Source organism: Arthrobacter sp. zg.Y820 (assembly GCF_030125555.1).
Taxonomy (GTDB): domain Bacteria; phylum Actinomycetota; class Actinomycetes; order Actinomycetales; family Micrococcaceae; genus Arthrobacter_B.
In genome coordinates this window covers 343,366-370,086 of sequence record NZ_JASKLX010000006.1, presented here as the reverse complement: position 1 = coordinate 370,086, position 26,721 = coordinate 343,366, and the positions used below count along the sequence as shown (strand labels likewise).

General features: G+C 64.8%; 21 protein-coding genes. 12 read left to right on the top strand and 9 right to left on the bottom strand.

Translation table 11 applies throughout. The features are described from left to right. Positions 1–50 precede the first annotated feature (50 nt). Both QNN99_RS06910 and QNN99_RS06905 read left to right on the top strand, forming a co-directional pair. Positions 51–1,166: a class I SAM-dependent methyltransferase gene (locus QNN99_RS06910; RefSeq protein WP_229965797.1), complete on the top strand. Its 1,116-nt coding sequence runs from the start codon at positions 51–53 to the stop codon at positions 1,164–1,166. A 1,068-nt stretch (positions 1,167–2,234) separates the two neighbouring features. After that, on the top strand, positions 2,235–2,870 hold the full coding sequence (locus tag QNN99_RS06905; protein ID WP_229965695.1) for a hypothetical protein: 636 nt from the start codon (positions 2,235–2,237) through the stop codon (positions 2,868–2,870). A 32-nt stretch (positions 2,871–2,902) separates the two neighbouring features. Here the strand turns inward: QNN99_RS06905 and QNN99_RS06900 are convergent, their stop codons facing one another. After that, positions 2,903–4,138 carry an MFS transporter gene (locus QNN99_RS06900; protein WP_229965694.1) on the bottom strand — a complete coding sequence of 412 codons (1,236 nt, stop codon included), beginning with the start codon at positions 4,136–4,138 and terminating at the stop codon, positions 2,903–2,905. A gap of 92 nt (positions 4,139–4,230) precedes the next feature. On the opposite strand from QNN99_RS06900, the gene QNN99_RS06895 reads away from it, so the two are divergent. The 7 genes from QNN99_RS06895 (at position 4,231) to QNN99_RS06865 (ending at position 12,136) form a co-directional block, all read left to right on the top strand. Next, positions 4,231–4,842, top strand: coding sequence for a hypothetical protein (locus QNN99_RS06895; RefSeq protein WP_229965693.1), 612 nt, complete (start codon positions 4,231–4,233; stop codon positions 4,840–4,842). 394 nt (positions 4,843–5,236) lie between these two features. Further along, positions 5,237–6,550 carry an ABC transporter substrate-binding protein gene (locus QNN99_RS06890; protein ID WP_229965692.1) on the top strand — a complete coding sequence of 438 codons (1,314 nt, stop codon included), beginning with the start codon at positions 5,237–5,239 and terminating at the stop codon, positions 6,548–6,550. Positions 6,551–6,614: 64 nt separating this feature from the next. Then, on the top strand, positions 6,615–7,598 hold the full coding sequence (locus tag QNN99_RS06885) for a carbohydrate ABC transporter permease (RefSeq protein WP_229965691.1): 984 nt from the start codon (positions 6,615–6,617) through the stop codon (positions 7,596–7,598). Further along, entirely contained in the window at positions 7,595–8,512 is a 918-nt protein-coding gene (locus QNN99_RS06880) for a carbohydrate ABC transporter permease (RefSeq protein WP_229965690.1), read from the top strand. Before QNN99_RS06885 ends, QNN99_RS06880 begins: the two co-directional genes overlap by 4 nt. Next, positions 8,512–9,939 (top strand): GH1 family beta-glucosidase, encoded by a 1,428-nt coding sequence (locus QNN99_RS06875; protein ID WP_229965689.1) that lies wholly within the window; start codon positions 8,512–8,514, stop codon positions 9,937–9,939. The genes QNN99_RS06880 and QNN99_RS06875 overlap by 1 nt, the downstream gene beginning before the upstream one ends. Before the next feature lie 103 nt (positions 9,940–10,042). Then, complete coding sequence (locus tag QNN99_RS06870) at positions 10,043–11,017, top strand: LacI family DNA-binding transcriptional regulator (protein ID WP_231712691.1); 975 nt, start codon at positions 10,043–10,045, stop codon at positions 11,015–11,017. A 12-nt stretch (positions 11,018–11,029) separates the two neighbouring features. Beyond that, positions 11,030–12,136, top strand: coding sequence for a Gfo/Idh/MocA family protein (locus QNN99_RS06865; protein ID WP_229965687.1), 1,107 nt, complete (start codon positions 11,030–11,032; stop codon positions 12,134–12,136). A 138-nt stretch (positions 12,137–12,274) separates the two neighbouring features. Here the strand turns inward: QNN99_RS06865 and rpsA are convergent, their stop codons facing one another. The 3 genes from rpsA to polA all read right to left on the bottom strand — a co-directional run bounded on the left by rpsA (position 12,275) and on the right by polA (position 17,955). Continuing rightward, positions 12,275–13,747 (bottom strand): 30S ribosomal protein S1, encoded by a 1,473-nt coding sequence (gene rpsA, locus QNN99_RS06860; protein ID WP_229965686.1) that lies wholly within the window; start codon positions 13,745–13,747, stop codon positions 12,275–12,277. Between the two features lie 230 nt (positions 13,748–13,977). Further along, entirely contained in the window at positions 13,978–15,288 is a 1,311-nt protein-coding gene (locus QNN99_RS06855; protein ID WP_229965685.1) for a GNAT family N-acetyltransferase, read from the bottom strand. Positions 15,289–15,321: 33 nt separating this feature from the next. Next, positions 15,322–17,955 (bottom strand): DNA polymerase I, encoded by a 2,634-nt coding sequence (gene polA / locus QNN99_RS06850; protein WP_229965796.1) that lies wholly within the window; start codon positions 17,953–17,955, stop codon positions 15,322–15,324. A gap of 166 nt (positions 17,956–18,121) precedes the next feature. On the opposite strand from polA, the gene QNN99_RS06845 reads away from it, so the two are divergent. Continuing rightward, complete coding sequence (locus tag QNN99_RS06845) at positions 18,122–18,610, top strand: hotdog fold thioesterase (RefSeq protein ID WP_229965684.1); 489 nt, start codon at positions 18,122–18,124, stop codon at positions 18,608–18,610. Between the two features lie 93 nt (positions 18,611–18,703). Here the strand turns inward: QNN99_RS06845 and QNN99_RS06840 are convergent, their stop codons facing one another. After that, on the bottom strand, positions 18,704–19,249 hold the full coding sequence (locus QNN99_RS06840; RefSeq protein ID WP_229965683.1) for a dihydrofolate reductase family protein: 546 nt from the start codon (positions 19,247–19,249) through the stop codon (positions 18,704–18,706). Positions 19,250–19,460: 211 nt separating this feature from the next. Here QNN99_RS06840 and QNN99_RS06835 point away from each other — a divergent pair, with 211 nt between their 5' ends. After that, complete coding sequence (locus QNN99_RS06835; RefSeq protein ID WP_269439162.1) at positions 19,461–20,540, top strand: alkene reductase; 1,080 nt, start codon at positions 19,461–19,463, stop codon at positions 20,538–20,540. 156 nt (positions 20,541–20,696) lie between these two features. Here the strand turns inward: QNN99_RS06835 and QNN99_RS06830 are convergent, their stop codons facing one another. The 4 genes from QNN99_RS06830 to QNN99_RS06815 form a co-directional block, all read right to left on the bottom strand. Further along, a complete protein-coding gene (locus tag QNN99_RS06830; protein ID WP_231712535.1) occupies positions 20,697–20,939 on the bottom strand; it encodes a hypothetical protein in 243 nt (80 codons plus the stop codon). After that, positions 20,936–22,159 (bottom strand): inorganic phosphate transporter, encoded by a 1,224-nt coding sequence (locus QNN99_RS06825; RefSeq protein ID WP_284015811.1) that lies wholly within the window; start codon positions 22,157–22,159, stop codon positions 20,936–20,938. The genes QNN99_RS06830 and QNN99_RS06825 overlap by 4 nt, the downstream gene beginning before the upstream one ends. Positions 22,160–22,466: 307 nt before the next feature. Next, entirely contained in the window at positions 22,467–24,497 is a 2,031-nt protein-coding gene (locus QNN99_RS06820) for an MFS transporter (RefSeq protein WP_229965681.1), read from the bottom strand. Between the two features lie 36 nt (positions 24,498–24,533). Beyond that, positions 24,534–24,944 (bottom strand): Hsp20/alpha crystallin family protein, encoded by a 411-nt coding sequence (locus QNN99_RS06815; RefSeq protein ID WP_229965680.1) that lies wholly within the window; start codon positions 24,942–24,944, stop codon positions 24,534–24,536. Positions 24,945–25,310: 366 nt separating this feature from the next. Here QNN99_RS06815 and gad point away from each other — a divergent pair, with 366 nt between their 5' ends. Continuing rightward, entirely contained in the window at positions 25,311–26,711 is a 1,401-nt protein-coding gene (gene gad, locus QNN99_RS06810; protein WP_442860492.1) for a glutamate decarboxylase, read from the top strand. Positions 26,712–26,721 lie beyond the last annotated feature (10 nt).

Genomic DNA, 26,721 nt, shown 5'->3' with positions numbered 1-26,721 from the left:
CCGGCCTCGACGCTGCCGACTTCGACGCTGCCGGCTTCGACTTCGCCCGGCTGAGCCGCAGGCCCGATGTGGAGGCCGACAACCTCCAGGCCTGGGATGCCGCCGACCGGCTGCTGCTCGACACTGCAGCGGATGACCTGTCCGCCGCGGCATCGGGCGCCGTCGTCGTCATCGGGGATTCCTACGGTGCCCTGACGCTGGCAGCGGCAGCCCGGCACGGCCTGTCGGGCCTGAGGGTGCACCAGGACCCGCTGAGCGGCGAGCTGGCGCTGGAGCGGAATGCGCGGAAGCTGGGCCTGGAGGGCGCCTTTGCGCACCATGGCCTGGAGCCGGGACTCGTGACGGGCGCCCGCGTGGTGCTGCTGCGCCTGCCCCGGTCGCTGGACGCGCTGGAGGAGATTACCGAGCTGATCGCCGCGCACGCGTCCCCCGAGGTGGTGGTGTACGCCGGCGGCCGGCTCAAGCACATGTCCACCGCCATGAACGACGTGCTGGGACGCTATTTCGCCTCCGTGACGGCCGGGCTGGCCCGGCAGAAGTCGCGGATCCTGACCGTCCGCGCTCCCCTGCCGCCGGAGCAGCGCCCGGCGGCCCGCTTTCCGGTGTCCTCTCGGCACGACGTCGGCCTGGCGGCGCCCCTGGAACTCTGGGCCCACGGTGCTGCCTTTGCCGGTCCGGCCCTGGATATCGGCACCCGGTTCCTCCTGCCGCACCTGGCCGGAGTCCGGCCGGCGGAACGCGCCGTTGATCTGGGCTGCGGCACCGGCGCCATTGCCGCGTACCTGGCGCTGAGCCGCCCGAACCTGCACGTGGTGGCGACGGACCAGTCGGCTGCGGCGGTGGCTTCGGCAGCGCGCACTGCCGAAGCCAACGGCGTGGCCGACCGGGTGGAGGTGCGCCGCGACGATGCCCTCGCCGGGCTGCCGGACAGCTCGGAGGACCTGGTGGTCCTGAACCCGCCGTTCCACATCGGCGCCAGCGTGCACGCCGGAATTGCCCTGAAGCTCTTTGCCGACGCCGGCCGCGTGCTGCGGCCCGGAGGTGAGCTGTGGACCGTGTGGAACAGCCACCTCACCTACAAGGCGGCGCTGAACCGGCTGGTGGGCCCCACCCGGGAAGTGGCCCGGAACCCGAAGTTCACGGTGACGGTCAGCACGCGCCGGTAAGGTTTATTGGGGCCGGACGAATCCGGAGGAGCCGGCACATCCTGTTCCGCCATCCGCACTCACCGGCCTTAACCTGTGCTGACGTTCCTGGCCTCCGCATGAGTTTCCAAGTGCCTCTCCATAGCGTCGACGGCGCGGGCAGGGCCATCGAGCCCGCGCATTCGCACTCCGAGTTCTTGGGCTCGGTGTAGTGGGGTCCTCCCGTAACGTTGGAAACAGTGAGGCGATCGGGTTCACGTCTGCGGAGAGTGCATCGACCGTCCGGCGCGGTAGCTCCAGTCCGAACTCGCGGGCTATCCGGGAGAATGCTCGTGGTTTCCAGGTGCTGACCCGGGCGAGCATTCGAAGGGCCCACGGGGCCCTCCCCGTACCAGTGGCAGTACCTACGGACAGATGTGTGGTGGAGAGGTAATAGGGCGTATGTAGAAAAGCGTTACACCGGCAATCCGGGCAGCGAGGAACATGGTCGGGTTAGAGCCTACGACGACGGCGTCAGCGCCGAACTGTCGGATCGCCGCGATCTCGGACAGGACCCGTCGACGAATCAGATCGCGGGTGAAGGGATGCCGGATCCCCCCGCCCCTGGTCGAGCGCCATGATCTGATCAGCTTCGCGGTCCGACATGATCGGCCGGGTGAGGCGGACCGGTTGTCCACCATCTTCAATCGTCGAGAGGTAACGCCGCGAGTAGATGTGGAATCTTGTTTCATGGCCACGCAAGTTCGCCTCGGCAGCTACCTCGATCCCGCGCGTTGTCTCACCAAGGTTGTAGCTCTCGGGGGAAAACAGCAGGCGCAGGCTCGGCACGCCACCGGGCGGCCCAGGTGTTGCGGGTGTCATCCGATACTCACGATGAGACGTCCCGAGTGATTTTGTCCGTCAGATCGTGGATTTATTATCCTGTTTCTCATCCGTATCCCGCCCTTTCATTGACCTGATTCTATTCAGGACAACTGGCTGCATTACCGGCCGGGCCGGTTGTGGCTGATTTACCGGATTGACATCCATACGCGCTGGCCAAGAATTCCCAGGTCGGTAGTGTGGGCCCATGACTTCCAGGTTTCCGTCGTGACTGTGCCACAAAAAACGGGTGCAACGATCTCCAGCGCCCGCCCTCGTCTTTCATGGACGATGCTCGTTCTGGCAGCTGCACTATGGCTCGGCCTTTGGTATCTCACGCCAGGACTTCTTGCCAATGGTGCCGGCAAATTTTTCACCAGTGATGCTGACGTGTCGATACTTATCGAGACGAATATGGCGCTCATCATTGTCATCGTCCTTCTCCTCGCGCATCCTCGGTACAACCGGGTCCTCTTTGCACACTCGCGGTCGGGGTGGCTGTACGCGCTGCCGCTCGCGCTGGCCTTGACGGTGCCGTTTCGCTACGAGCTGGAGGCTCCCGTGGCGTTGTACATGTTCTGGATGACTGTCTCCGTGTTCTGGCAGAACTACCTCACCTTCGGGCTGTTGCAGAGCTACCTGCGAGAACGGATGCCATTATGGGGTGTGCTCGTCGCCAGTGCGGTCATGTTCTGGATCGGCCACGCAGTGTTCCTTCCGCAAAGCTTCGCACCCGTTCACGTCCTACCGAGCCTGTCGATCCTCGCTCTCGGATTCGTCCTCGCATCGCTACGCCTGGCGTTGAAAACTCTTCATTTGAATCTCGCCCTCCATCTTTCCTTTTACTTCTTCCTGGTCGCGTAAGAGATGAGGCCGCGAGCTCGGTGGCATGACAATCAATTCTGCGTTTGCGGAACGGCACCGGCGTCCATAGAGCTCACCCCGGACCGCAACAGGAGGTGGACGGGAATGAGACCAAGGACGGCGACAGCTGCGGCGGCCCCTATCGCCCACTGGACACCCACGATGTCGGCCAGAGCACCACTGCCCAGCATTGTGGTTAACAAAACACCCGAGTAGATAGCTCCACTCGTACCAATAACGCGGCCTCTCATAGCTAACGGCGCCGTCAACAACAGCCAGGTCTGGCTCCCCACCCAGGACACCGTGAAAGGCAGTCCGGATAGAAAAAATACAATGAGGGCCATCGGGAAGGAGGGCCAGATCACCAGAACGACGATCAGGCTTTGAGCCACGGCCGCTCCGGCGATAACCGGCAGGTGATAGCCAGCCCGCTTGATGGCTGTTCCCATCAGCGGACCTGCCAAGACGGCCGACACGGCGAACGCACTGCTGGCCAGTCCCATTTCACTAGCCGTGGCGCCCACTACCCCCAACATTAAGACGGGAAACAGAGCGGTGAGCGGCCCCTCTTTGACGGCGTCGAGGATTTGGAGAAGAACTAAACCCCTCACCCGGGGATTCCGCCGCAACAATTTTAGGTAGGTGCCGACAGGCTGCATACCACTGGGCGCTGTGCCGTCGGACCCTTCGTTATCATCCCGCGGCGGCTTCGGACGGTACCAGCGACCCAGTGTAAGGCTCAAGATAGCCGAACATGTCATGAAGACAGTCAAGCCGAGCGCGGTCCCGCTAAACCCGACGAGAACCATAATGAAGCCACCAAGCGCCGGAGCAACAAGCCGAGTGGCATTCGATGCAAACGAATTGAGGCCGTTGGCTTGAGGAAGGTTATCAGCCGACACTAAATCAGCGATCAGTACCTGTTCTGCCGGTCGATAAATCTGTTGGATGACGGCTTGCAGGAAGACCAGAAGTGCCAATTTGAACGGCGCTTCAGCAACCACGAACAACCCCAACAAAACGACGACCCGCAACGCCAGGGTGAGTTGCACCACCCGAAGCGGATTCCAGCGATCCGCCACCGTTCCGGCTACATGGCCAAATACAAGTCCTGCTAGCGCAGGAGTGGCGGCGAACACGGCGGTCCACAGGGCTGACCCGGTCAGCCGATAGATATGGACGCTGAGGGCAATTCCCATCGACCAACCCACCATGGAGGAGGCGAAGTTAATCGCCCACAGCACTGAAAAACCGGGGTTTTCCCGCACAAATCTCATATGAGGCCACCCGATTCACAGCTTCAACATTTCCGTCAACACTTCGTAATCCATATCCTCCCCGATGGTGCTACTTTGCATCCATGACAACAACGGAAATCAACTCCTTTCATGAAGGTGGCGCCAAGATCGGCGCACTAATCCGCCATGTGTCAGAAGACCGGATTCAGACAACGCTTGCCTTCAGGACCCAAGGCGGACCTGTCGTCCACTTGTTTCAGGAAACCCGCTTCACCACCAATGTGTTCAACTGGACCGCCTACAGGTACGTCGATCATCTCCAGAACACCAACGTCGAAGTCCGGGCTGCGGAACCGGGGCCACAACGAGACACCCGCACCCCGATCCCCAGCTATGCCGCGCATCTGGTGCTGACGGACTTTCTGTCCACCACCGCTCCCACACGAGAGTTCCACCAGTTCCACGAAGACAATCCTTCGACGGCAGCTTCGGCCTCTTTCGTCCGCCATGGACACGAAACCATTCAGACCCCCCGTGGCCCGCGGGACGCCGTAAAGATTGTCCTGGAGGTCGACGGACACGAAGGAAATACATTCTGGTGCATCGACGGAGCACCGGTGAAGTCAGACTGGCAAGGTGCCGCGTCCTACGCCACCACTGACACTGATTTCGCGCTCCGGGGCCTGGACGCCGAAGTCCTGTCCCTCGTGAAGGAAGCCCTGACGGGACTCTAGGTCAAGGGGAACCCCAGACGCCGCCACGCGCAGCGAACCGGGGACGGCATCCCTCGGTCCAGCACACCGCTGATAGTTCGCGGAAGGACCTTTTACGGCGCCCCCTGGAATCAGCCGCAGCGTTGACCTGGCCACTCTCCCGCAGCCCCGCCGGAAAAACTCAGAGAGCGCTCTCTTGACAGTGACCCGTATCACTTCTAGTGTGATTGGAACGTCAAGAGAGCGCTCTCTCACAGACCCGATATCCGTCAGGTTCTACGGAGCGTACGACTCTGTACCAGCTTTCCCCTCCCCTTCGCTTCCCGCTTCCGTCGATCAGGCCTCACGAGAACCACACGGCACGGTCCACTGCCCCGGGATATTTACTGCTCTATCCACACACAAAGGAGTGACCGTGAAGAATTTCCGACATCCCGCAGCGGCTGTGGCAGGTGCCGCCGTAGTGGCCCTGCTCGCCGTAGGCTGCGGCGGCGGCGACCAGGAAGCCGCCAGCGAAGACAATCCCGTCAAGCTGACGGTGACCACCTTCGGAACCTTCGGCTACGACGATCTGTACGCCGAGTATGAAGAAGCCAATCCCGGCATCGACATCGAGCCCACCAACATCGACACCGGCGGCAACGCCCGCACCGATCTCTTCACCAAGCTGGGTGCAGGCTCGGGCGTCAGTGACGTGGTGGCCATTGAGGAAGGCTGGCTGGGCGCCATCATGGAGGTCTCCGACAAGTTCGTTGACCTCAACGAGTACGGTGCGGCAGACGTCAAGGACAACTGGGTGGAGTGGAAGTACAAGCAGGGCACCGACGCCGACGGCCGGGTCATCGGCTACGGAACCGACATCGGACCGCAGGGCCTGTGCTACAACGGCAAGCTTTTTGAAGCCGCCGGGCTGCCCAGCGACCGGGAAGCCGTGGCCGAGTACTTCGGCGGCGACGACGCCACGTGGGACACCTACTTCGAAGCCGGCCGCGCCTACCACGAGAAGACCGGCAAGGCCTGGTACGACCAGTCAGGCTTCGTCTGGAACTCCATGGTGAACCAGATGGACGAGGGCTACTACACCAAGGACGGCGAACTGAACGTCGTAGGCAACGCTGCCATGAAGGAAAAGTTCGAGCAGCTCGCGTCCGCCACCTCCGACGGACTCTCCGGCAACCAGACCGAATGGGACTGGGGCAAGGGCCAGGCCTTCCTTGACGGCTCCTTCGCCACCTTCGTCTGCCCCGGCTGGATGCTCGGCACCATTCAGGGCTCGATCGAATCAGCCGGCGGCGGCACTGACAGCGGCTGGGACTTCGCCGACGTCTTCCCCGGCGGCGCGTCCAACTGGGGCGGAGCCTTCCTGTCCGTTCCCGAAACGTCCGAGCACCCCGAGGAAGCCGCGAAACTGGCAACCTGGCTGACCGCCCCGGAGCAGCAGGTCAAGCAGAGCGCAGCGGCCAACAACTTCCCCAGCACCGTAGAGGCGCAGGAGAAGCTCGCGGCCGACGCCACGCCCAACGAGTACTTCAACGATGCGCCCACCGGCGCCATCCTGGCTTCCCGCGCCGAGGGCGTAGTCGCACAGTTCAAGGGTCCGGATGATTCCGTCATCCAGGAGAATGTCTTCGGCCCCGCCCTGGACCTGCTGGAAACCGGCAGCGCCGACACCGATGAGGCCTGGGCTGAAGCGCTCAAGCTCCTCGACGAGCTGGTTGTCAACAACTAGCATCCACCGCTGCGGGGTCTCCAGCTGCGGCTGGGGACCCCCCCTTAGGGAGCGCGAGAACCCCATGACCACCACAATTAACCGTCCGCAGGCGACACCGCCGGCCAAGCCCCAGCCAACGTTCCGGCAACGCCTGAACGTCTGGGACGTCAAAGCTTCCCCCTACCTCTACATCTCCCCGTTCTTCATTGTGTTCGCCGTCGTGGGGCTCTTCCCGCTGCTCTTCACCTTCTACGTCTCCCTGCATGACTGGCATCTGCTCAAGGGGCAGGGTGAGTTCATCGGGCTGCAGAACTTCACTGCCGTGATGACCGATCGGTACTTCTGGAACTCACTCTTCAACACCTTCAGCATTTTCCTGCTCTCCGCCATTCCCCAGCTCGCCGTCGCCTTGTTCCTGGCCGCCGTCCTGGACCAGAACCTGCGGGCCAAGACCTTCTGGCGCATGAGCGTGCTCCTCCCCTACGTGGTGACCCCGGTGGCAGTGGCCCTGATCTTCACCAGCATGTTCGGTGAGCAGTACGGGCTGATCAACAACATCCTCGGCAACCTGGGAATCGAGCCGATCCTCTGGAAGACCGAAACCCTGCCCAGCCACTTTGCCATCGCGACGATGGTCAACTGGCGCTGGACCGGCTACAACGCCCTGATCCTGCTGGCCGCCATGCAGGCGGTTCCCCGCGACATCTACGAGTCCGCCGCCATCGACGGCGCCGGCCCGTTCCGGCGGTTCTTCAGCATCACCCTGCCCAGCATCCGGCCGACAATGATCTTCGTGGTCATCACCTCCACGATCGGCGGACTGCAGATCTTCGCTGAGCCCCGGCTCTTCGACTCGGTAACCGCGGGCGGCAGCCAGCGCCAGTTCCAGACCACTGTGCTCTACCTCTGGGAGATGGCATTCCAGCGGCAGAACTTCGGAAAAGCATCGGCCATCGCGTGGATCCTGTTCCTGATCATTGTGCTGGTTGGCGTCGTCAACTTCCTGATCTCCAAAAAAATCGCCACGGCGGATGCCAAGCCCCGCCGGGTTAGGAGCACGCGATGAGCGTCCTGCAAAAAGCCCGAGCCGTCCCCGGAACGGGCATCACGTCAGGCTCCGGAAAGCCCGCCGGCGGCCGCCGGACCGGCAGGTTTTTCGGCAACAACCGCCGACCCGGCTTCCTCGCCTACGGCATCCTGCTGGCCTTCCTGGCCGGCTCGGCCTACCCGCTGTGGTGGTCCGCCGTCGTCGGTTCCCGTTCCAACGAAGCCCTCGGCACGAACTGGCCCCCGCTGTTGCCGGGCGGAAACTTCTGGATCAACGTCGGTGAGGTGTTCGACACCGTGCCGTTCTGGAAGGCACTGGGCAACAGCTTCCTCATTTCCGGCACCATCACCGTTTCCGTCGTCGTCTTTTCCACGCTCGCCGGGTACGCCTTCGCCAAACTTCCGTTCAGGGGCCGCGGCGTCCTGATGGTCGCGGTGATCGCCACCATGGCCATCCCCACCCAGCTCGGCATCATTCCGCTGTTCATGGTGATGCAGAAGCTTGGCTGGACCGGTGAAATCGGAGCGGTGATCGTGCCCAGCCTGGTCACGGCCTTCGGCGTCTTCTTCATGCGCCAGTACCTGGTGGACGTGATCCCCGACGAACTGATCGAATCGGCGCGCATGGACGGCGCCAACATGATCAGGACCTTTTGGCATGTGGCGCTCCCGGCCGCCAAGCCGGCGATGGCCATTCTGAGCCTCTTCACGTTCATGATGGCGTGGACCGACTTTATGTGGCCGCTGCTGGTCCTCGGCACGGGCAATCCCACGCTGCAGACGGCGCTGAGCCAGCTGCAGTCGGACCGCTACGTGGACTACTCGGTGGTCCTCACCGGCGCCGTCATGGCGACCATTCCCCTGCTGATTCTCTTTGTAGTGGCAGGCAAACAACTTATTTCCGGAATTATGCAGGGAGCAGTGAAGGGCTAATGACTATCAATTCTTCGGTGGAGACCAACTGGCCGGCCGGCTTTATCTGGGGATCGGCGACCGCAGCCGCCCAGGTCGAAGGTGCGGCGGCGGAGGACGGCAAGGAGGAATCGGTCTGGGATGCCTTTGCGCGCACTCCCGGCAACATCCTCAACGGCGACACCCCCGCAACGGCAGTGGACCACTACCACCGGATGCCGGCGGACGTGGCCCTGATGAAGGAGCTGGGGCTGGACTCCTACCGCTTCTCCACGAGCTGGGCCCGGGTCCGGCCCGGCGGCCGCAGCGCCAACGCCAAGGGGCTGGACTTCTACTCGCGGCTGGTGGATGAGCTCCTTGAAGCCGGCATCCTGCCCTGGCTGACGCTCTACCACTGGGACCTGCCGCAGGCCCTGGAAGAGGCCGGCGGCTGGGCCAACCGCGACACCGCGCACCGGTTCGTTGACTACGCCAACGATGTCTATTCCGCCCTGGGCGACCGGGTGCAGCACTGGACCACGTTCAACGAACCGTTCTGCTCGTCGCTGCTCGGATACGGCTCCGGCGTGCACGCACCCGGCCGGCAGGAACCCCGGGCTGCCATTGCCGCCGTTCACCACCAGCATCTGGCCCACGGCCTGGCTGTCACCGAGCTGCGCAGCCGGGGAGCCCAGCAGCTCGGCATCACCCTGAACCTGAGCAACTCCATTCCGCGGGATTCCGCCGATCCCGCGGACCTGGAAGCTGCCCGCCTCTTCGATTCCCTGCAGAACCGCATCTTCCTCGACCCCATCCTCCGGGGCGCCTATCCGCAGGACACGCTGGCGGACCTGGAACCGTTTGGGCTGGGCGAGGTCATCCGTCCCGGAGACTTGGAAATCATCGCGGCGCCGATCGACTTCCTGGGCGTGAACCACTACCACGACGACCTGATCAGCGGCCATCCTGACACCTCCGGGGCGGACGGCCACTCCGGCGGGTCGGGGCGCCCGTCGGCCTCACCCTGGATCGGCGCCGACCAGATCGCTTTCCCGAGCCGGGGCCTCCCCCGCACCGCCATGGACTGGGAGGTCAATCCCGACGGCCTGCGCAAGCTGCTGGTCCGCCTGGGCGAGGAGTATCCGGCGCTGCCGCCGCTGTACATCACCGAAAACGGCGCCGCGTACAACGACGTCGTCGCCGCCGATGGGAGCGTTCCCGATCCCGAGCGCACGCAGTTCATCCTCGACCACATCGACGCCGTCGGCCGTGCCATCGACGCCGGGGCTGATGTCCGCGGCTACTTCGTCTGGTCACTGCTGGACAACTTCGAATGGTCCTGGGGCTACAGCAAGCGTTTCGGGATTGTCCGCGTCGACTACGACACCCAGAAACGGACCGTCAAGGACAGCGGCCATGCGTACAGCCGGCTGATCGCAGCCAGCCGTGCAGCGGCGCCCGCTGTGTGAGTGACGGTACAGTGGAAAGCCAGCCGCAGTCCCGGTCCAACCACGCAGGAAGAACACAGTGAGCACCGAATCCGGCTCCGCCAGGCCCGCCCCCACGCTTGAGATGGTGGCGGCCCTGGCCGGCGTGTCCCGGGCCACTGTCTCCCGCGTGGTCAACGGCGCGGCGTCAGTGGACCCGCATCTGGCCAGTTCCGTGGAAAAGGCCGTCCGGACCCTGAACTACGTGCCGAACCGGGCGGCCCGGACCCTGGCCAGCCGGCGGACCAACACAGTAACGCTGCTGGTTCCGGAATCCACCTCCAAGGTCTTCGCGGATCCGTTTTTTGCCACCGTGGTGGAAGGCGTCGCCAGGTACCTGAACACCACCGAGTACATGCTGAACATGGTCACCTCGTCGGAAGCGAACCCGGAAAAGACCCGCCGCTACCTGCTGGGCGGCAACGTGGACGGCGTGCTCGTGGTGTCCCACCACAGCGGCGACCACTCCTGGTCGGATCTGAACGCGTCCCTGCCCCTGGTCTTTGCCGGGCGCCCCCTGATGGGCCTGGCGGACAGCTATTTTGTGGAGGTCGACAACGAGGAAGGAGCGTTTGACGCCACAACGCACCTGATCCGGGCCGGCCGGCGAAACATCGCCACCATCGCCGGCCCGCAGGACATGCCGCCGGGCGTGGACCGGCTCGCCGGCTGGCGCACGGCCCTGCAGCAGGCCGGCCTCGATGATGCGCTGGTGGAAACCGGCGACTTCACCGTGACGTCCGGTGCCGCGGCCATGCGCCGGCTGCTGGACCGCGGCAAACCCCTGGACGGTCTCTTTGCCGCCAATGACCAGATGGCCGCCGGTGCCTACTCGGCCATCAAGGAACGCGGGCTGCGCATTCCGGAGGACATCGCCGTCGTCGGCTTTGATGACGACTTCTACGCCACCAGCCTCAGCCCGGCGCTGACCACCATCCATCATCCGATCGCCGCCCTGGGCGAGAAAATGGCCGAGCTGCTGGTTGAGCTGATCGAAGGCCGCCCGGCGGAACGCGTTCACCGGCTGCCCACGTCCCTGGTTGTCCGAGAATCCGCCTAAGGAGCTCCCCGCATGTCTCTTTCCACCGCGCCCCGGCACTTTGTCCGTCCGCCCGGCGCCGCCGCCGGTGCACCCCCTCCCCTGGCCGCGACCGGCCGCCCCCTGCACTGGGCGGTGGTGGCCACCGGCGGCATTGCCGCCACGGTCACTGCCGATATCGCCCTGCTCGAGGACTCCGTCCTGCACGCGGTCAGCTCACGCAGTGCCGTGAAGGCGGCGGACTTCGCCGAGCGCTTCGGATTCGCCGCCTCGTATTCGGACAGCACGAATTCCGACGGCACGGACGGCGCGAGCGGGTTCGAGGCCATGTTCGCCGACCCGGCGGTCGACATCGTCTACGTGGCCACGCCGCACGCCCAGCACTACGAGGTCACCAAGAGCGCCCTGGAGCACGGCAAGCACGTCCTGTGCGAGAAGCCGTTCACGGTGAACGCCGCGGAGGCGGCGGAGCTCGTCACGCTGGCCCGGGAACGCAACCTGTTCCTGATGGAAGCGCTGTGGACCCGGTTCCTGCCCAGCGCCAACCGGGCCTGGGACGTCCTCGCTTCCGGCGAACTCGGCACTCCAGCATGGGTGCAGGCGGATCTCGGCTTTCCCGCGCCGGAGGATCCTGCCAGCCGGCTGTGGGATCCGGCCGCCGGCGGCGGAGCCCTGCTGGACCTGTCCGTCTACACCCTGACCTGGGCGATGGGAGCCCTGGGATTCCCCGACGGCGTCACCGCCTCGGGCGTCCTCAACCGGAGCGGCGTGGACATCCAGAACGCCCTGACCCTGCGGTACGACGACGGACGCCACGCCCAGCTGACGTCCTCGCTTGCCGCTTCGGGGCCGGGAAGCGCCACGATCAGCTGCAGTGCCGGCTGGCTCCGCACCGGCGGCGGCGACATTCCCAACCCGCAGGAGCTGCACGTGCACGGCCCGGACGGCGCGCGCGTCGAGACCTTCGACCACGTTGGTGCCGGTTACGCGTATCAGCTGCGGGAGGTGACGCGCTGCATCCAGCAGGGCCTCACGGAGAGCCCGACCATGCCGCTGGCCGACACCCTGCGGACCCTGGAACTGCTTGACGGCGTGCGCACCCAGCTGGGCCTGCGCTACGCCAACGATTCCCGCGCCTGAAGGCAGCGTTGGGGACGCAAGGGCCCCTGATGTCTCCTGCCGAAGTATGAAGGATGCGGATGCGACAAAGCGGGCCCCCACCGAAGTGGGGGCCCGCTTTGTTGAGCTATTTCAACCGGTTAGTTCAACCAGGGGAAATTAGTTGCCCGTGAGCTTCTCGCGCAGAGCGGCAAGTGCTTCGTCGGAAGCCAGCGTGCCGGCACCCGTCTCAGCAACGGCCGGCTCGGAGGAGTAGCTCGTGGAGGCGGACTCGGACGTGTCCGAAGCAGCTGCGATGTCCTCAGAAGCGTGCTGTGCAACCTGCTTCTTGTGGGACTCCCAACGAGCCTGGGCGTCAGCGTACTGCTGCTCCCAAGCGGCGCGCTGGGTCTCGTAGCCTTCGAGCCATTCGTTGGACTCGGGGTCGAAGCCCTCCGGGTACTTGTAGTTGCCGGCTTCGTCGTACTCTGCGGCCATGCCGTACAGAGCCGGGTCGAACTCGGTGCCCTCGGGGTCGACGCCCTCGTTGGCCTGCTTGAGCGACAGGGAGATGCGGCGACGCTCGAGGTCGATGTCGATGACCTTGACGAACAGTTCGTCACCAACGGAGACAACCTGCTCGGCCAGCTCTACGTGGCGGACTGCCAGCTCGGAGATGTGGACCAGGCCTTCGATGCCGTCTTCGACGCGAACGAACGCACCGAACGGAACCAGCTTGGTGACCTTACCCGGCACAACCTGGCCCAGGGCGTGGGTGCGGGCGAAGGTCTGCCACGGATCTTCCTGCGTAGCCTTCAGCGACAGGGAGACACGCTCGCGGTCGAGGTCAACTTCCAGAACCTCAACGGTGACTTCCTGGCCAACTTCAACGACCTCGGAGGGGTGGTCGATGTGCTTCCAGGAGAGCTCGGAAACGTGGACGAGACCGTCTACGCCGCCAAGGTCCACGAATGCACCGAAGTTGACGATGGAGGAAACAACGCCCGGGCGAACCTGGCCCTTTTCCAGCTTGTTGAGGAACGTGGAGCGAACCTCGGACTGCGTCTGCTCGAGCCAGGCACGGCGGGACAGAACAACGTTGTTGCGGTTCTTGTCCAGTTCGATGATCTTGGCTTCGATCTGCTGGCCGATGTACGGAGCCAGGTCGCGGACACGACGCATCTCGACGAGGGAGGCCGGCAGGAAGCCGCGCAGGCCGATGTCCAGGATGAGACCACCCTTGACAACCTCGATGACGGTACCGGTAACGACGCCGTCTTCTTCCTTGACCTTCTCGATGTCGCCCCAGGCGCGCTCGTACTGTGCGCGCTTCTTGGAGAGAATCAGGCGGCCTTCTTTGTCTTCCTTGGTGAGAACCAAAGCTTCGACCAGATCGCCGACGGAAACTACGTCTCCGGGATCAACGTCGTGCTTGATGGAAAGCTCACGGGAAGGGATGACACCCTCGGTCTTGTAACCGATGTCGAGCAGGACCTCGTCGCGGTCAACCTTGACGACGGTACCTTCGACGAGATCGCCGTCGTTGAAGTACTTGATCGTTGCGTCAATGGCGGCGAGGAAGTCCTCGGCAGTACCGATGTCGTTGATAGCGACCTGCGGGGTACCGGACTTCTCGGTGGTGGTGATGGTCATGTAGTTGGGACTCCGATGTGGAAGTTGTTTTGTATTCCGGAAGCGCTCCCACCGAACTCAGTGCAGCCGTAGCGGCCTGCCTCAGACAGTGCTTGTGTGTCCGGAGATGGACAAATGGGATAATCAATTGCTTACTCATCGCGCAATTACGCGCCAGATCAGTCTAGCGGCTGGGCGCAACTCAGGTCAAAGCACCCGGGACACTTTGAGGGAAGTAATCCGGAGCCCGGTCAGAAATGGGTACTGCAGTAGGGTGCGGCACCCGCAGAGAACAGGGCGTCAAGGATCTCCAACGCGTCCCGGCTGCCGCGTATTCCCCCCGCAGCCGCCAGTGTCCGCGCGCTTACACCGCCCAGATACAGGGATCCCAGGGCGTCGACGTCGATTTCCACGGCCGCAGTGCCCGACGGCGCCGGCCCTCCGTCCAGTGCAGCGGCGGTCCCCGTTCCGCCGTCGGCCTGCAGATGCCAGCTGCCGCCGGCCAGGCCCAGCGAATCCTTTACGGCGAGGACGATGGCACCGCTGCCCGAGTAATGGCGCGCTTCCAGGGCAGCCTGGGTGTTTAGGATCCGCAGCCACAGGACGTCATCAACGCCGGCGACCCGGTACCGGCGGCGGTCAGCGAGCATCCAGGGCAGCGGATCGGCCACCGGCGCATGGTTGAAGGTCAGGCGGTCCACCAGATCGAGGGAGCCGAGGTAGCGCCACAGTTCGCGGTATGCCTCGTCCGTCGCGGCAATCAGGTCGGTGACCTTCACCGTGTGCGGTTCGGTCCCCCAGCCCTGGGACTTGTACGCGGCGTAGCCGTCGGGAACGCCGTCGGTGTTGTAACGGATGACCCCGCGCAGGGCCTTGTCCGGTTCGGAGCCTTCCTCGCTCCAGGTGCCGGAGGCCCGCATCCAGTAGCCGTGCTGGCGGCCCAGGGCCCCAAGGGTGCCTGCAAGATGGGCCCGGTAGATTTCCGGTGCCAGGACCTTCAGCTTGGCACTGTCCGCCACTGCGACGCTGCCGCTGGGCGGTGCCGTGAACTCCAGGCCGCCCCGGGTGTCGACCTTGGTTTCCGCCGTGGAGGTGGCAGCGCCAAAACCGAAGCGGCCGTAGATGGTTGCCTCCGACGCCGTCAGCGCCGCCAGCGCCAACCCGGCTTTCCGGGCACCGGTGAGGTCGGCGGTGATCATCCGGCGCAGGATGCCGCGGCGCCGGTGCGTGGGGCGCACCGTCACCGCGGTGACCAGGTGGGCCGGAACCAGCCGCCCGCCGCCCACGTTCAGGGTGTTGACCATGGTGGCGTAGGTGGCCACCGGAACGGCCGGATCCCAGGCGGCTTCGGGCGCCAGGTCGTCATAGACAGCCGTGAGCGTGCGGCCGTCCCGCTGATAGGCGTCCACCAGCGCCGGCAGGCGCGCCGGATCGGCGCGCTGCTCGTGGAACCCGAGCTTGACGGCGTCGAGCCAGTTGGCGGTCCGGGCATCGACGGCGGGATCGGCGCCGTCGTATCCCGGCGCGAACGATGCGGACCGCAGGCCGGCTTCCTGCTGCATGTTTCCCCCTGTTTCGCGCGGCTGAATACTCGCTTAGTGGCCGGCCTCGTGCCAGCTGACGCCGATGCCGACCGAGACGTCCAGGGGAACCGACAGGTCAGCGGCGGAGGCCATCTGTTCGCGCACCAGCTTTTCCACCGCGTCCTGTTCCCCGGAGGCGACTTCGAGCACCAGTTCATCATGGACCTGCAGCAGCATGCGGGATTTCAGGCCCTGCGCCTTCAGCTCGGCGTCCACGCCCAGCATCGCCTTTTTGATGATGTCGGCGGCGGAACCCTGGATCGGAGCGTTCAGGGCCGCGCGCTCGGCCATTTCGCGCAGCTGCCGGTTGTCGCTGGAGAGGTCCGGCAGGTAGCGGCGGCGGCCTTCGATGGTGGAGGTGAAACCGTCCTTGCGGGCCTGCTCGACGACGCCGCGCAGGTAGTCGCGCACCGCACCGAACCGGTCGAAGTAGTCGCGCATCAGGGTGCGGGCCTCGTCCACCGGAATGGCCAGCTGCTTGGACAGGCCGAAGGAGCTCAGGCCATAGACCAGGCCGTAGGACATGGCCTTGACCTTGGACCGCATGGCACTGGTGACGTCCTCTGGCGGAACACCGAAGATGTGCGCGCCGACGAACCGGTGCAGGTCCTCGCCCGCCCGGAACGCGGAGATGAGGCCTTCGTCGCCGGAGAGGTGCGCCATGATGCGCATTTCCACCTGGGAGTAGTCGGCCGTCAGCAGGGTTTCGTAGCCCTCGCCCACGGTGAACACTTCCCGGATGCGCCGGCCCTCTTCGGAACGGATCGGGATGTTCTGCAGGTTGGGGTTCGTGGAGGACAACCGGCCGGTGGCCGCGGCCGTCTGGACGTAGGTGGTGTGCACGCGGCCGTCGTCGGACACTGCTTTGCGCAGGCCCTCCACGGTCTGCCGCAGCTTGGTGGCGTCACGGTAGGCCATCAGGTGGGCGAGGAAGGGATGTCCCCCGGTCTTGACGATCAGGTCTGCGAGCGCGTCTGCGTCGGTGGAGTAGCCGGTCTTGATTTTCTTGGTCTTGGGCAGGCCCAGTTCGTCAAAGAGGACCACCTGCAGCTGCTTGGGCGAGCCGAGGTTGATTTCCTTGCCGATGATGCTGAAGGCTTCGCTGCTGGCATTGGCGATGGTGGTGCTGAAGTCGTCAAGCAGCCGGTCCAGCTTGTTGGTGTCCACCGCGATGCCGGCCAGTTCCATTTCGGCCAGGACCTCGGACAGCGGCAGCTCGAGGCCGCCCAGGAGCTGGTTGGCGCCTCGCTCGACCAGCTGCCCGGCAAAGTGGTCGCTGAGCTGCAGGGCGGCGAAGGCCTCCAGCACCGCGGGCGAGGCAACGTCTTCTTCCTCGAGCTGGAGCTGCAGCTGGTTGCTGGCTGCGGCTGCGGGTGCCAGCGACATCCGCAGGTGGTGCTGGCTCAGGTCCGGGAGGTCGTAGCTGCGCCGGTCCGGCTGGATCAGGTAGCCCGACACAGCGGTGTCGTCCACCTCGCCGGCCAGGTGCAGGCCGCGTGCGGCGAGCGCCTTGTACGCCTCCTTGAAGTCATGCACCACCTTCGGGGCATCCAGGTCCGCCAGCCACCCGGCGAGCACCTGCTCCGTTTCGGCGTCGATCTCGGTCAGCGGCACATACGCGGCAACGGTGTTGGTCACCAGGGCCAGCCCGACGACGTCGCGCCCCGCCGCTGCGCCCTCGGTGACCAGCTGCACGGCGGTCTTGGCCTGGTTGGTGGAGGCGATCCAGTCCTTCAGCGCTGCCGCCTCGGTGATGACGACATGTTCCGGCGGCGTCAGCTCGTTGCCGGTGGAGGCCGTCTCCTCCTCGCCGTAAACATCGAACAGCCGTTTGCGGAGCGCGTTGAACTGCAGGGCGTCGAAGAGTTCCTCGATGGCTTCGCGGTCCGGACGGCGCGCTGACATGGCGTCCAGGTCCACCGGCAGGTCCAGGTCCCGCAGCAGGCGGTTCAGGCGGCGGTTGCGCTTGACGTCCTCGATGTTGGCGCGCAGCGAGTCGCCGACCTTGCCCTTGATGCTGTCCAGGTTCTCCAGGATGCCCTCGAGGCCGCCGTACTGCTTGATCCACTTGGCGGCGGTCTTGGGTCCGACGCCCGGGACGCCGGGAAGGTTGTCGGCTGTTTCTCCGACCAGGGCGGCCAGGTCCGAATACTTGTCCGGCGGCACGAGGTATTTCGCTTCGACCGCCGCTGCGTCCATGCGCGGCAGGTCGGAGACACCCTTCTTGGGGTAGAAGACGGTGACCCGGTCATCAACAAGCTGGAAGGCGTCCCGGTCTCCGGAGACGATCATGACGTCCCAGTTCCGGGCTGAGGCCTTCTCGGCCAGCGTCGCCAGGATGTCGTCGGCCTCGTAACCGTCCAGGGAGAGCGTGGGGATGCGCATGGCTTCCATCACCTTGATGATGAGGTCGATCTGCCCGTGGAATTCCTCGGGGGTCTTGTTGCGCCCTCCCTTGTACTCCGTGTACTCCTCGGACCGGAAAGTGGGGGTGTCAAGGTCGAAGGCAACCGCTAGATGGGTTGGCTTCTCCTCCTTGATGAGGTTGATCAGCATGGAGGTGAATCCGTACACGGCGTTGGTGTGCTGGCCGGTGTCCGTGGAGAAGTTTTCGGCCGGAAGGGCGTAGAAGGCGCGGAACGCCATTGAATGGCCGTCGATGACCAGCAGCCGGTTGTGTCCTCCCGCCGTAGCGGTTCCGAGACCTTCGGGCGCCGGCTCCACGGCCCCCTCGAGTACGGTTTCGGCAGGGATTTCTGCTTGAATATCGGCCAGTTTGGTAGATTCACTCACAGATGTAAGCCTAGTTGGCATGAGCGACAATTTCACGCCGGGCAACGGCGCCCAGTCCGAGACCACTGCGGACTACACCGACGAATTGAATGCTGCGGGGATCCCGCCGGAGATGCACAGCTGGCTGAGCTCCCACGGCGTCGGCCGCTTGGTGGTGAAGCTGGGCATCCGTTTCACCGAAATGTCCGCGGAACGCATTGTGGCGACGATGCCGGTGGAGGGCAACGAGCAGGTAGCCGGCATCCTTCACGGCGGAGCCCATCTGGTGCTGGCCGAAACGCTGGGCTCCTTTGGTGCCGCCATCCATGCCGGACCGTCCCGGCAGGCCCTCGGAATTGAGATCGGCGCGACCCACCATCGTTCCATTGCCTCCGGCACAGTGACGGGAACTGCCACGGCCATCCACCGCGGGCAGACCCTGGTGACGCATGAGATTGTCATGACCGATGAGCAGGGACGCCGGCTGAGCACGGCCCGGATGACCAACATGATCCGCGACGTCCGCTGACTTCCTGCCGGGGCGGCTGACTGCGGCTGAGGCTCCAGCGTTCTACAGCTGAGGGTGAAGTCACCGCCAGCCCAAGTCCCCCGGCATCCCAAGTCACCGCCGGCCGAAGTCATAGTGCAGCTGCATCAGGCCCTGCCCCAGGGCATGGGATGCCACAAGAGCCGCCGGTTCCGTGGCTTTCGTTACCGGCATCAGCGGCCGCCCGCTGCCCAGGGCGACAGGAATCACGGTGAGGACCATTTCGTCCACCAGCCCCTGATCCATGAGTTGGCCGGCAAGATTCCCTCCGCCGACCACCCAGATGTCCCTGTCACCGGCGTCGTCAACAATATCCGGGTGGAATTCGGCGACGTCGCCGCGCACAAAGGTAATGTCGGCACCGGCAATACCGGGAAATTCGTGGTGGGTGAAGACCCATGTCGGAGTGCGGCCGAACGCCCACGATTCAGGACCGGCTGCTTGGAAGGAACCATAGGTGCCAGCACCCATCACCAGCGCCCCAACACGGTCGAGGAATTCCCGAAAGTGCGTGTCCTGGCCTTCGGCACCGGAGAAGTCACGGTGCCATTCCTGCGAGTTGTCCGCGTCGGCAATATAACCGTCCATCGACGCTGCAACATAGTAGACAGTCCTGACCATGCCGCTCATGCTAGCCCGGCAGTGCGGGAAAAACACCGGCAGTCCCACCCGGCACCCGGTAATGCCCAAGATCCGCCCCGGCGCCCCCGCCCTCCCAGCGCCTGCGGAATACTCAGGACGTTCACCCGGTTGGGCCAAGTGGATGCATGAACGCCTGCGTCCGGTGCCGGCAGGAACGCACCGGACGCGCTCTACAGAAAGAACTTCCTCCTTGAACCTCTTTTCCCCGCTCACTGTTGGCTGCCTTGAACTGCCCAACCGCCTGATCATGGCACCGCTGACCCGGACACGGAGCGGCCGCCACGGCGTCCCGACCGCGCTGATGGCGGAACACTACAGCCAGCGCGCCTCGATGGGCCTGATCGTCAGCGAGGGCACCTACACGTCCTACGAAGGACAGGGATTCACTTGGCAGCCCGGGCTGGTCACTGAAGAGCAGATCGCCGGCTGGAAGAACGTCACCGACGCGGTCCACGCTGCCGGCGGCCGAATCGTCGCCCAGGTGATGCATGCCGGCCGGGTGACCCATCAGGGCATCAACGGCGGCCGCAGGGTCGTGGCCCCCAGCGCCATTGCGATCGACGGCCTGACCCACACCTACGAGGGCAAGCAGGCCTACCCGGTCCCGCACGCGCTCACCACGGCTGAACTGCCGGACATCATCGCCGAATTCGTCGCCGCGTCCCGTGCGGCGATCACGGCAGGGTTCGACGGCGTTGAACTGCACAGTGCCAACGGTTACCTGCTGCACGAGTTCCTCTCCCCGGACTCCAACCAGCGCACCGATGGTTACGGCGGCTCACCCGAGAACCGGGCGCGCTTCGTGATCGAGGCGTACCGCGCAGTGGCCGACGCCATCGGCGCTGACCGGACCGGCATCCGCATCTCCCCGGAGAACAACATCCAGGGCGTACTGGAAACCAATCCGGCCGACGTTCTGGCGACATACACCGCCCTCCTGGCCGGAATCGCACCGCTGAAGCCGGCGTTCCTCAGCATCCTGCACCGGGACCCGTCAGACATCCTTGTGCAGGAGCTGCGCAGCCAGTTCGGCGGCCCGGTGCTGCTGAACTCGGGCTTCGGTGTCATCACCACGCGTGAGGAAGCCCTTTCGATCATGGAAGACAACCTGGGCGACGGCGTCGTCGTCGGCCGCCCCGTAATTGCCAATCCGGACCTGGTGCGCCGCTGGGAGGAAGACCTGCCGCTGAACACCCCGGATCCTTCCACCTTCTACTCGCACGGTGCCGCCGGCTACACGGACTACGCGGAGTACGCCGAAGCTTCGTAGCACGCGCCGCTTGCCGCCGGCATTCCGGGCCGGCGACAGGCACGCAAAAGCCCGACGACGGCGGCCGTTACTGGCCGCTTGTCGCCGGGCTTTTGGATGTCCTGCGGGATGGGCAGGACTGGATTCAGCTCTGCAGATTCAACTGTGGAGCGAGATTCAACCGTGGAGCGCGGGCACAATCAGGTAGATGCCGAACAGCACCGCTGCTGCGCACACCGTGAAGCAGGCGTAGGCGCCGACTTTGACCAGCATCAGCCGGTCGGTGGCTTCCGGACCCGGGTTGCGGTCGGAGGCAACCGCGTAGAGCCGGACGCCGGTGGAATACAGCCCGACGACGACGAGCGTGGCCAGCAGCGTAATGCCGGCGACGATGAGGTAAGCAACCCAGTTGATGCTCATTTTGACGTTTCCTTGACCTTGGTGCGGGCAGATGCAATGCCCTGGGACCGGGCCTTGCGCTTGTTGATGCGGACGGCGCCGCCGGCATTGTCGATGTCGCTCACGGCGTTGTCGTGACCGACCCGGTTCTGGCGGGACCGGTAGTAGATGAAGAGCATGACCGCCAGGCCGAGGACTCCGTCAATGGCCACGCCGACCGGCCCGGTGCTGGCGAGCAGGGCCGCCGCGGCGCCCATGATGCCCGCAGCGGGAAGGGTCAGGAACCAGCCGCCGGCGATCCGGCGTGCCGTGCTCCAGCGGACCTCAGCGCCCTTGCGGCCCAAACCGGAACCGATTACCGAACCCGAGGCAACCTGCGTTGTCGACAGGGCCATGCCGAGGTGCGTCGAGGTCAGGATGGCTGCGGCCGTACTGGTCTCGGCCGCGAATCCCTGGGCCGGCTTGACGTCCGTCAGGCCGGTGCCCATGGTCCGGATGATGCGCCAGCCGCCGGCGTACGTGCCGGCAGCGATCGCGACGGCGCAGGCTGCAACAACCCAGAACACCGGCCCGGAGCCCACGGTCTGGAAGCCGCCGGAGATCAGCACCAGGGTGATGACGCCCATGGTCTTCTGCGCATCGTTGGTGCCGTGAGCCAGCGCCACCAGGGAGGATGAGAAGATCTGCGCGTAACGGAACCCGCCGCGCTTGCGGGGCAGCTTGTCGCCGGAGTCCGCATCGTGCCGCCGGGTGATGGCATACGCCAGCTTGGTCGCCAGCAATGCCACGGTCAGCGCGATGGCCGGCGCAATGAAGGCCGGCAGGATGACCTTGGACATCAGCACCGAGTAGTCCACGGAACCGAAACCGGCGCCGACAATGGCGGCTCCGATCAGGCCGCCGAACAGTGCGTGCGAGGAGCTGCTGGGCAGCCCGAGAAGCCAGGTAATCAGGTTCCAGATAACGGCACCGAGCAGGCCGGCGAAGATCATCACCGGCGTGATCTGGATGCCGCCTTCGCCCTCCCGGATGATTCCGCCGGAAATGGTCTTTGCGACTTCGGTGGACAGGAAAGCGCCCACCAGGTTCAGGACTGCTGCCAGAGCAACAGCCGTCTTCGGCTTGATCGCACCTGTGGCAATGGGGGTTGCCATTGCGTTGGCTGTGTCGTGAAAGCCGTTGGTGAAGTCGAAGAATAATGCGAGCGCGATCACCAGCGCCACCATGAGGGTGAGATCCACCACGTACCCTAACTAAAAGACAAAAGGAAAAAGGAGTTCCGTCCGCACAGGGCAGCTGCCTCCGCGGCTTCAAGCCGGCAGACGGCAGCGCAGCAAGTGTGCTTCCGGTTCATCGGAAATGTTGAACAGTTGTACAAAGGGAGCGCCAAACCAGCGGGATGAGGGATCCGGGGATCAACCGCCGGAAAGCGCACCCATTTCGCGCCAGATTGATCCTATGTGCTGAACCATTCAGGCACCAAAGGCAGGAGTGTGCGCTTGGTCTCGGTCGATCCGCTGATGCGTTGATCCCCGGAGGGGCAGATCCTCAGATGCGCAGGCCCGTGGGGGGCGGCTTGCCGCCGAGTTCCACGTCTATCACGGTGTTGGGGGCGGGCAGGATGACGCGGCGGGTGTGGGTGGTGACGCCGTCGGGCTCCACGACCGTGAGGATGTAGGTCCCGGGGCGGGGCAGCGGAAGCTCATATCTGCCCTGGCGATCCGACCGCGCCGCACCGTGGTTTTCCCCGGCGGGCTGGACCAGGATCACCAGGGCGCCGGCAACCGCTCGCCGGCCGTGCCGCACCTGTCCCGTCAGCATAAGCCGCCCGGGAAAGCGGATGTCATGGCTGCCGGGTGCACCGGAAAACGTGACGGCCTCCGAAACCGGGCGCCATTGCTGCTGCGTTGCCACCAGCACGTAGCGGCCGTCTCCGGGGAGTACGACGGCGTAGCGTCCGCCGTCGTCGCCCCGGTCCCAGTCCACCGGCACTCCGCCCCTGTCCAGAACCGTGACCAGGCCCCCCGGGACGGGCGTGCGGCCGTCGTCGGCGAGCATGGTTCCGGTGATCATGATCTCGCCCTTCCTGTCCGCAGGGGCGGGCCGGGGCTCGCCTGGCGCCGCATGCAGCCGCGGATGCGTTGCTTCCCTGCGCCTGGAGCGGGGAATGAGGCAGGAAACGCCGGTGGCTGCCAGGGCCGCAAAGCCGGCCAGGACAAAGATGGTGCGGAAGGCATCCAGGCCGGGGAAGACCGCTCCCCCCACCTGGATGGTGAGGGACGCCAGGATGGAGGCAACGGCGGCGCTGCAGGTCGAGGTACCGACGGAGCGGAGCAGGGTGTTTACCCCGTTCGCCGCGGCAGTGTCGGTGAGCGGCACATTGCTCATGATGATGGTCGGCATGGCCGCCATCGCCATTGCCGTTCCCACTGAAACTATGACCGCGCCAAGAATGATGCCCGTGACCGAGTGCACCAGCAGCACCCGGGACAGGTACCCGGCGGCCATCACGGCGCAGCCGGCCACCAGCGTTACTTTCGCGCCGAAGGTATTGGTGAGGCGGGCGGACACCGGCGCTGCCGCCACCATGGCCAGGCCCGCGGGGATCATCGTCAGCCCGGCGACCAGTACGCTCAGCCCGAAGCCGAACCCGGTCTCCCGGGACAGCTGGAGCTGCTGGGTGGTGACGAGCATGTTGGCATACATCGAGAAGCCGACCAGGACGGCGGCGACGTTGGTCAGCAGCACGGGTGGCAGGGCCGAGGTGCGCAGGTCCACCAGCGGGTCCCCCTTGCGCAGTTCCAGGGGAAACCAGACTGCCAGGAGCACGGCGGCAGCAGCGAAAAGTCCCAGGATGGGATAACTCCCCCAACCCCAGACCCCGCCCTTGCTGATTGCCAGCAGCAGCGCCGTCATTGCTCCGGAGAGCACCAGGGCACCCTCATAGTCGAAGCGGCCGGGCGCGCGCACCCGGGATTCCGGGACGACCACAACGATGGCGGCGATCAGCGCGGCACCGATAACGCCGACGCCCCAGAAGGTGGCCCGCCAGCCCAGGCGTTCATAGATCAGTCCGGCCATGGGCAGCCCCAGTGCGCTGCCTATGCCGAAGCTGGCGCTCATCAGCGAGACTGCCCCGGCAATTTTTCGCTGCGGCAGCGCGTCGCGCAGGATGCTGATGCCCACCGGGATCACCGCTCCGGCAAAGCCCTGCAGTCCGCGGCCCACCAGGGCCCAGAAGAAGGTTCCGCCAATCGACGCGGCAAACGAACCCGCCACCATCATCACCATGGCGATCAGCAGCATCCGCCGCTTCCCGAACATGTCCGCCAGCCGCGAGACGATCGGGGTGGCCACAGCAGCGCTCAGCAGGGTGATCGTCACCATCCAGGAGACATCGTCGCTGCTGGCGCCGAAGATCCGCGGATACTCCGGCAGCAGCGGAACCACGGCGGTTTTCTCCAGGGAAACGACGACGCCGCCGCTCGCCAGGGTGGCTATGACCACCCAGTCCGGATATTGGCGGCGGCGCACAGCGCCGGAGCCGGTGCCCTCAGTCATGGGGCCGGCCTCAGTCATCCGTGCCCTCAATCCTCGACCATCGGTCTTCGGCCGTCAGCGCCGGGAGATCGGCACCTTCGTGGAGGAGGACCCCACCTCGGGCACCGGTACCCGGACTTCAAGGACGCCGTCGTTGTAGGAAGCTGTGACGTTGTCCTGGCTGGATCCCGCCGGCAGCGGAATGTCGCGGGTAAAGGAGCCGTAGCGGAACTCGCTGCGGTAGCCGTTCTTGTCCTTGTGTTCGGTGCCCTCGCGCCGCTCACCCTTGATGCGGAGGATGCCGTCGCTCACTGACACGTCCAGGTCCTTATCAGGGTCAATGTTGGGCAGCTCGGCCTTCACCACCATGAACCCTGCGTCCCGGTACTCCTCCACCGGGAACGCCGGCACATCCCAATCACCTTCAAAGAATTTGCGGACGGGTTCGGGCAGTTCGAACCGGTCACGCCGCGCAAGTCCAGCCATGGGGTATCTCCTCGCGGATTGGCCCGGCTCAGGTGCTCAGCGGCACTGCGGTGCCGGGCTTTGGGGCTCACATTTGTGGGTCACGCTGTGTTTCTCGGTCACGCTGTGTTTCTCGGTCACGCTCAGTTGATCGTTCACACAGTACGCGGAGACCGTCCCGGCCTCAACGGTTGGGGGCGCTCCGGCGGCCCGCGCTGCCGGAACCGGCATGGTTTTTGTCCCTGAGCCCGGTATGGCGCCCGGAGCCTAGTAACGCAGTTTTGCCGCCCGTATAGTTTTGGGTGCGCGCAGCCACATGAGGGACTCCCTGACCCCCGTTTCCAACGGCCCGGTGTCGGTTTTTGACACCGCCGATGAAAGGTCAAAATCATGCCGCAGCATCCAGACAGTAACTTCTCCAACACCGATTCCCTGAGTGTGAATCCGCTTTTCGCCCGACCGGGCGAGGAAACCGACGCACCCAAGACCAAGCTTGCCGCCGGATCGATGATCCCGGAAACGGCGTATCAAATTGTCCACGACGAAACAATGCTGGATGGAAATGCCCGCCTGAACCTGGCAACCTTCGTCACCACCTGGATGGACGACCACGCCAACAGGCTGTACGCCGAGACGTACGACAAGAACATGATCGACAAGGACGAGTACCCGCAGACCGCCCAGATCGAGCAAAACTGCTGGAAGATCCTCGCGGACCTGTGGCACGCTCCGGATCCCGAGGGAACGATCGGCACGTCGACGGTCGGCTCGTCGGAGGCCTGCATGCTCGGCGGCCTGGCGCTGAAACGGCTCTGGCAGAACGCCCGCAAGGCTGACGGCAAACCGACGGACAAACCCAATCTGGTCATGAGCTCGGCGGTCCAGGTCTGCTGGGAGAAGTTCTGCAACTATTTCGACGTCGAAGTGCGGCTCGTTCCCATCAGTGAAGAGCACAAGTGCTTGGACGGGTTCGAGTTGGAGAACTACGTGGACGAAAACACGATCGGCGTGGTGGCCATCATGGGCGTCACCTACACCGGCATGTACGAGCCGGTGAAACAGATCGCCGCGAAGCTCGACGAGATCCAGGCCTCCACCGGATTGGACATCAACATCCATGTTGACGCCGCCTCGGGCGGGATGATCGCTCCGTTCATCCAGCCGGAGCTGGAGTGGGACTTTTCGATAGACCGGGTGCACTCGATCAGCACGTCCGGGCACAAATACGGGCTGGTGTATCCCGGACTGGGGTGGGTGGTGTGGCGCGAGCGCCAATGGCTGCCGGAGGACCTGATTTTCTACGTGAGCTACCTTGGCGGCGACATGCCCACCTTCGCGTTGAACTTTTCGCGTCCCGGTGCGCAGGTTGTCCTGCAGTTTTACCTGTTCCTCCGGCTTGGCCGGGAAGGCTACGCGCAGGTCCAGCAGGCAAGCCAGAACGTGGCGCTGTACCTGTCCTCGGGCATTAACGACATCGGAGCCTTCAATCTTTGGAATGACGGCTCCGACATTCCGGTCTTCGCGTGGCAGCTCAAGGAGGGCCACACCGACAAATGGACCCTGTACGACTTGGCCGACCGGCTGCGTGCCAAGGGCTGGCTGGTGCCCGCCTACCCCATGCCCGCCAATCTGGAACACCTGACGGTGGAGCGGATCGTGGTCCGCAATGGCCTCAGCATGGATCTTGCCCACAGCCTTCTGGAGGACATCAGGACGGAAACCGAATACCTCGACCGGCTTGAGGCGCCAATGCCGCAGGAAGCCTCACATCCCGGCTTCCACCACTAATCCGAGGAGG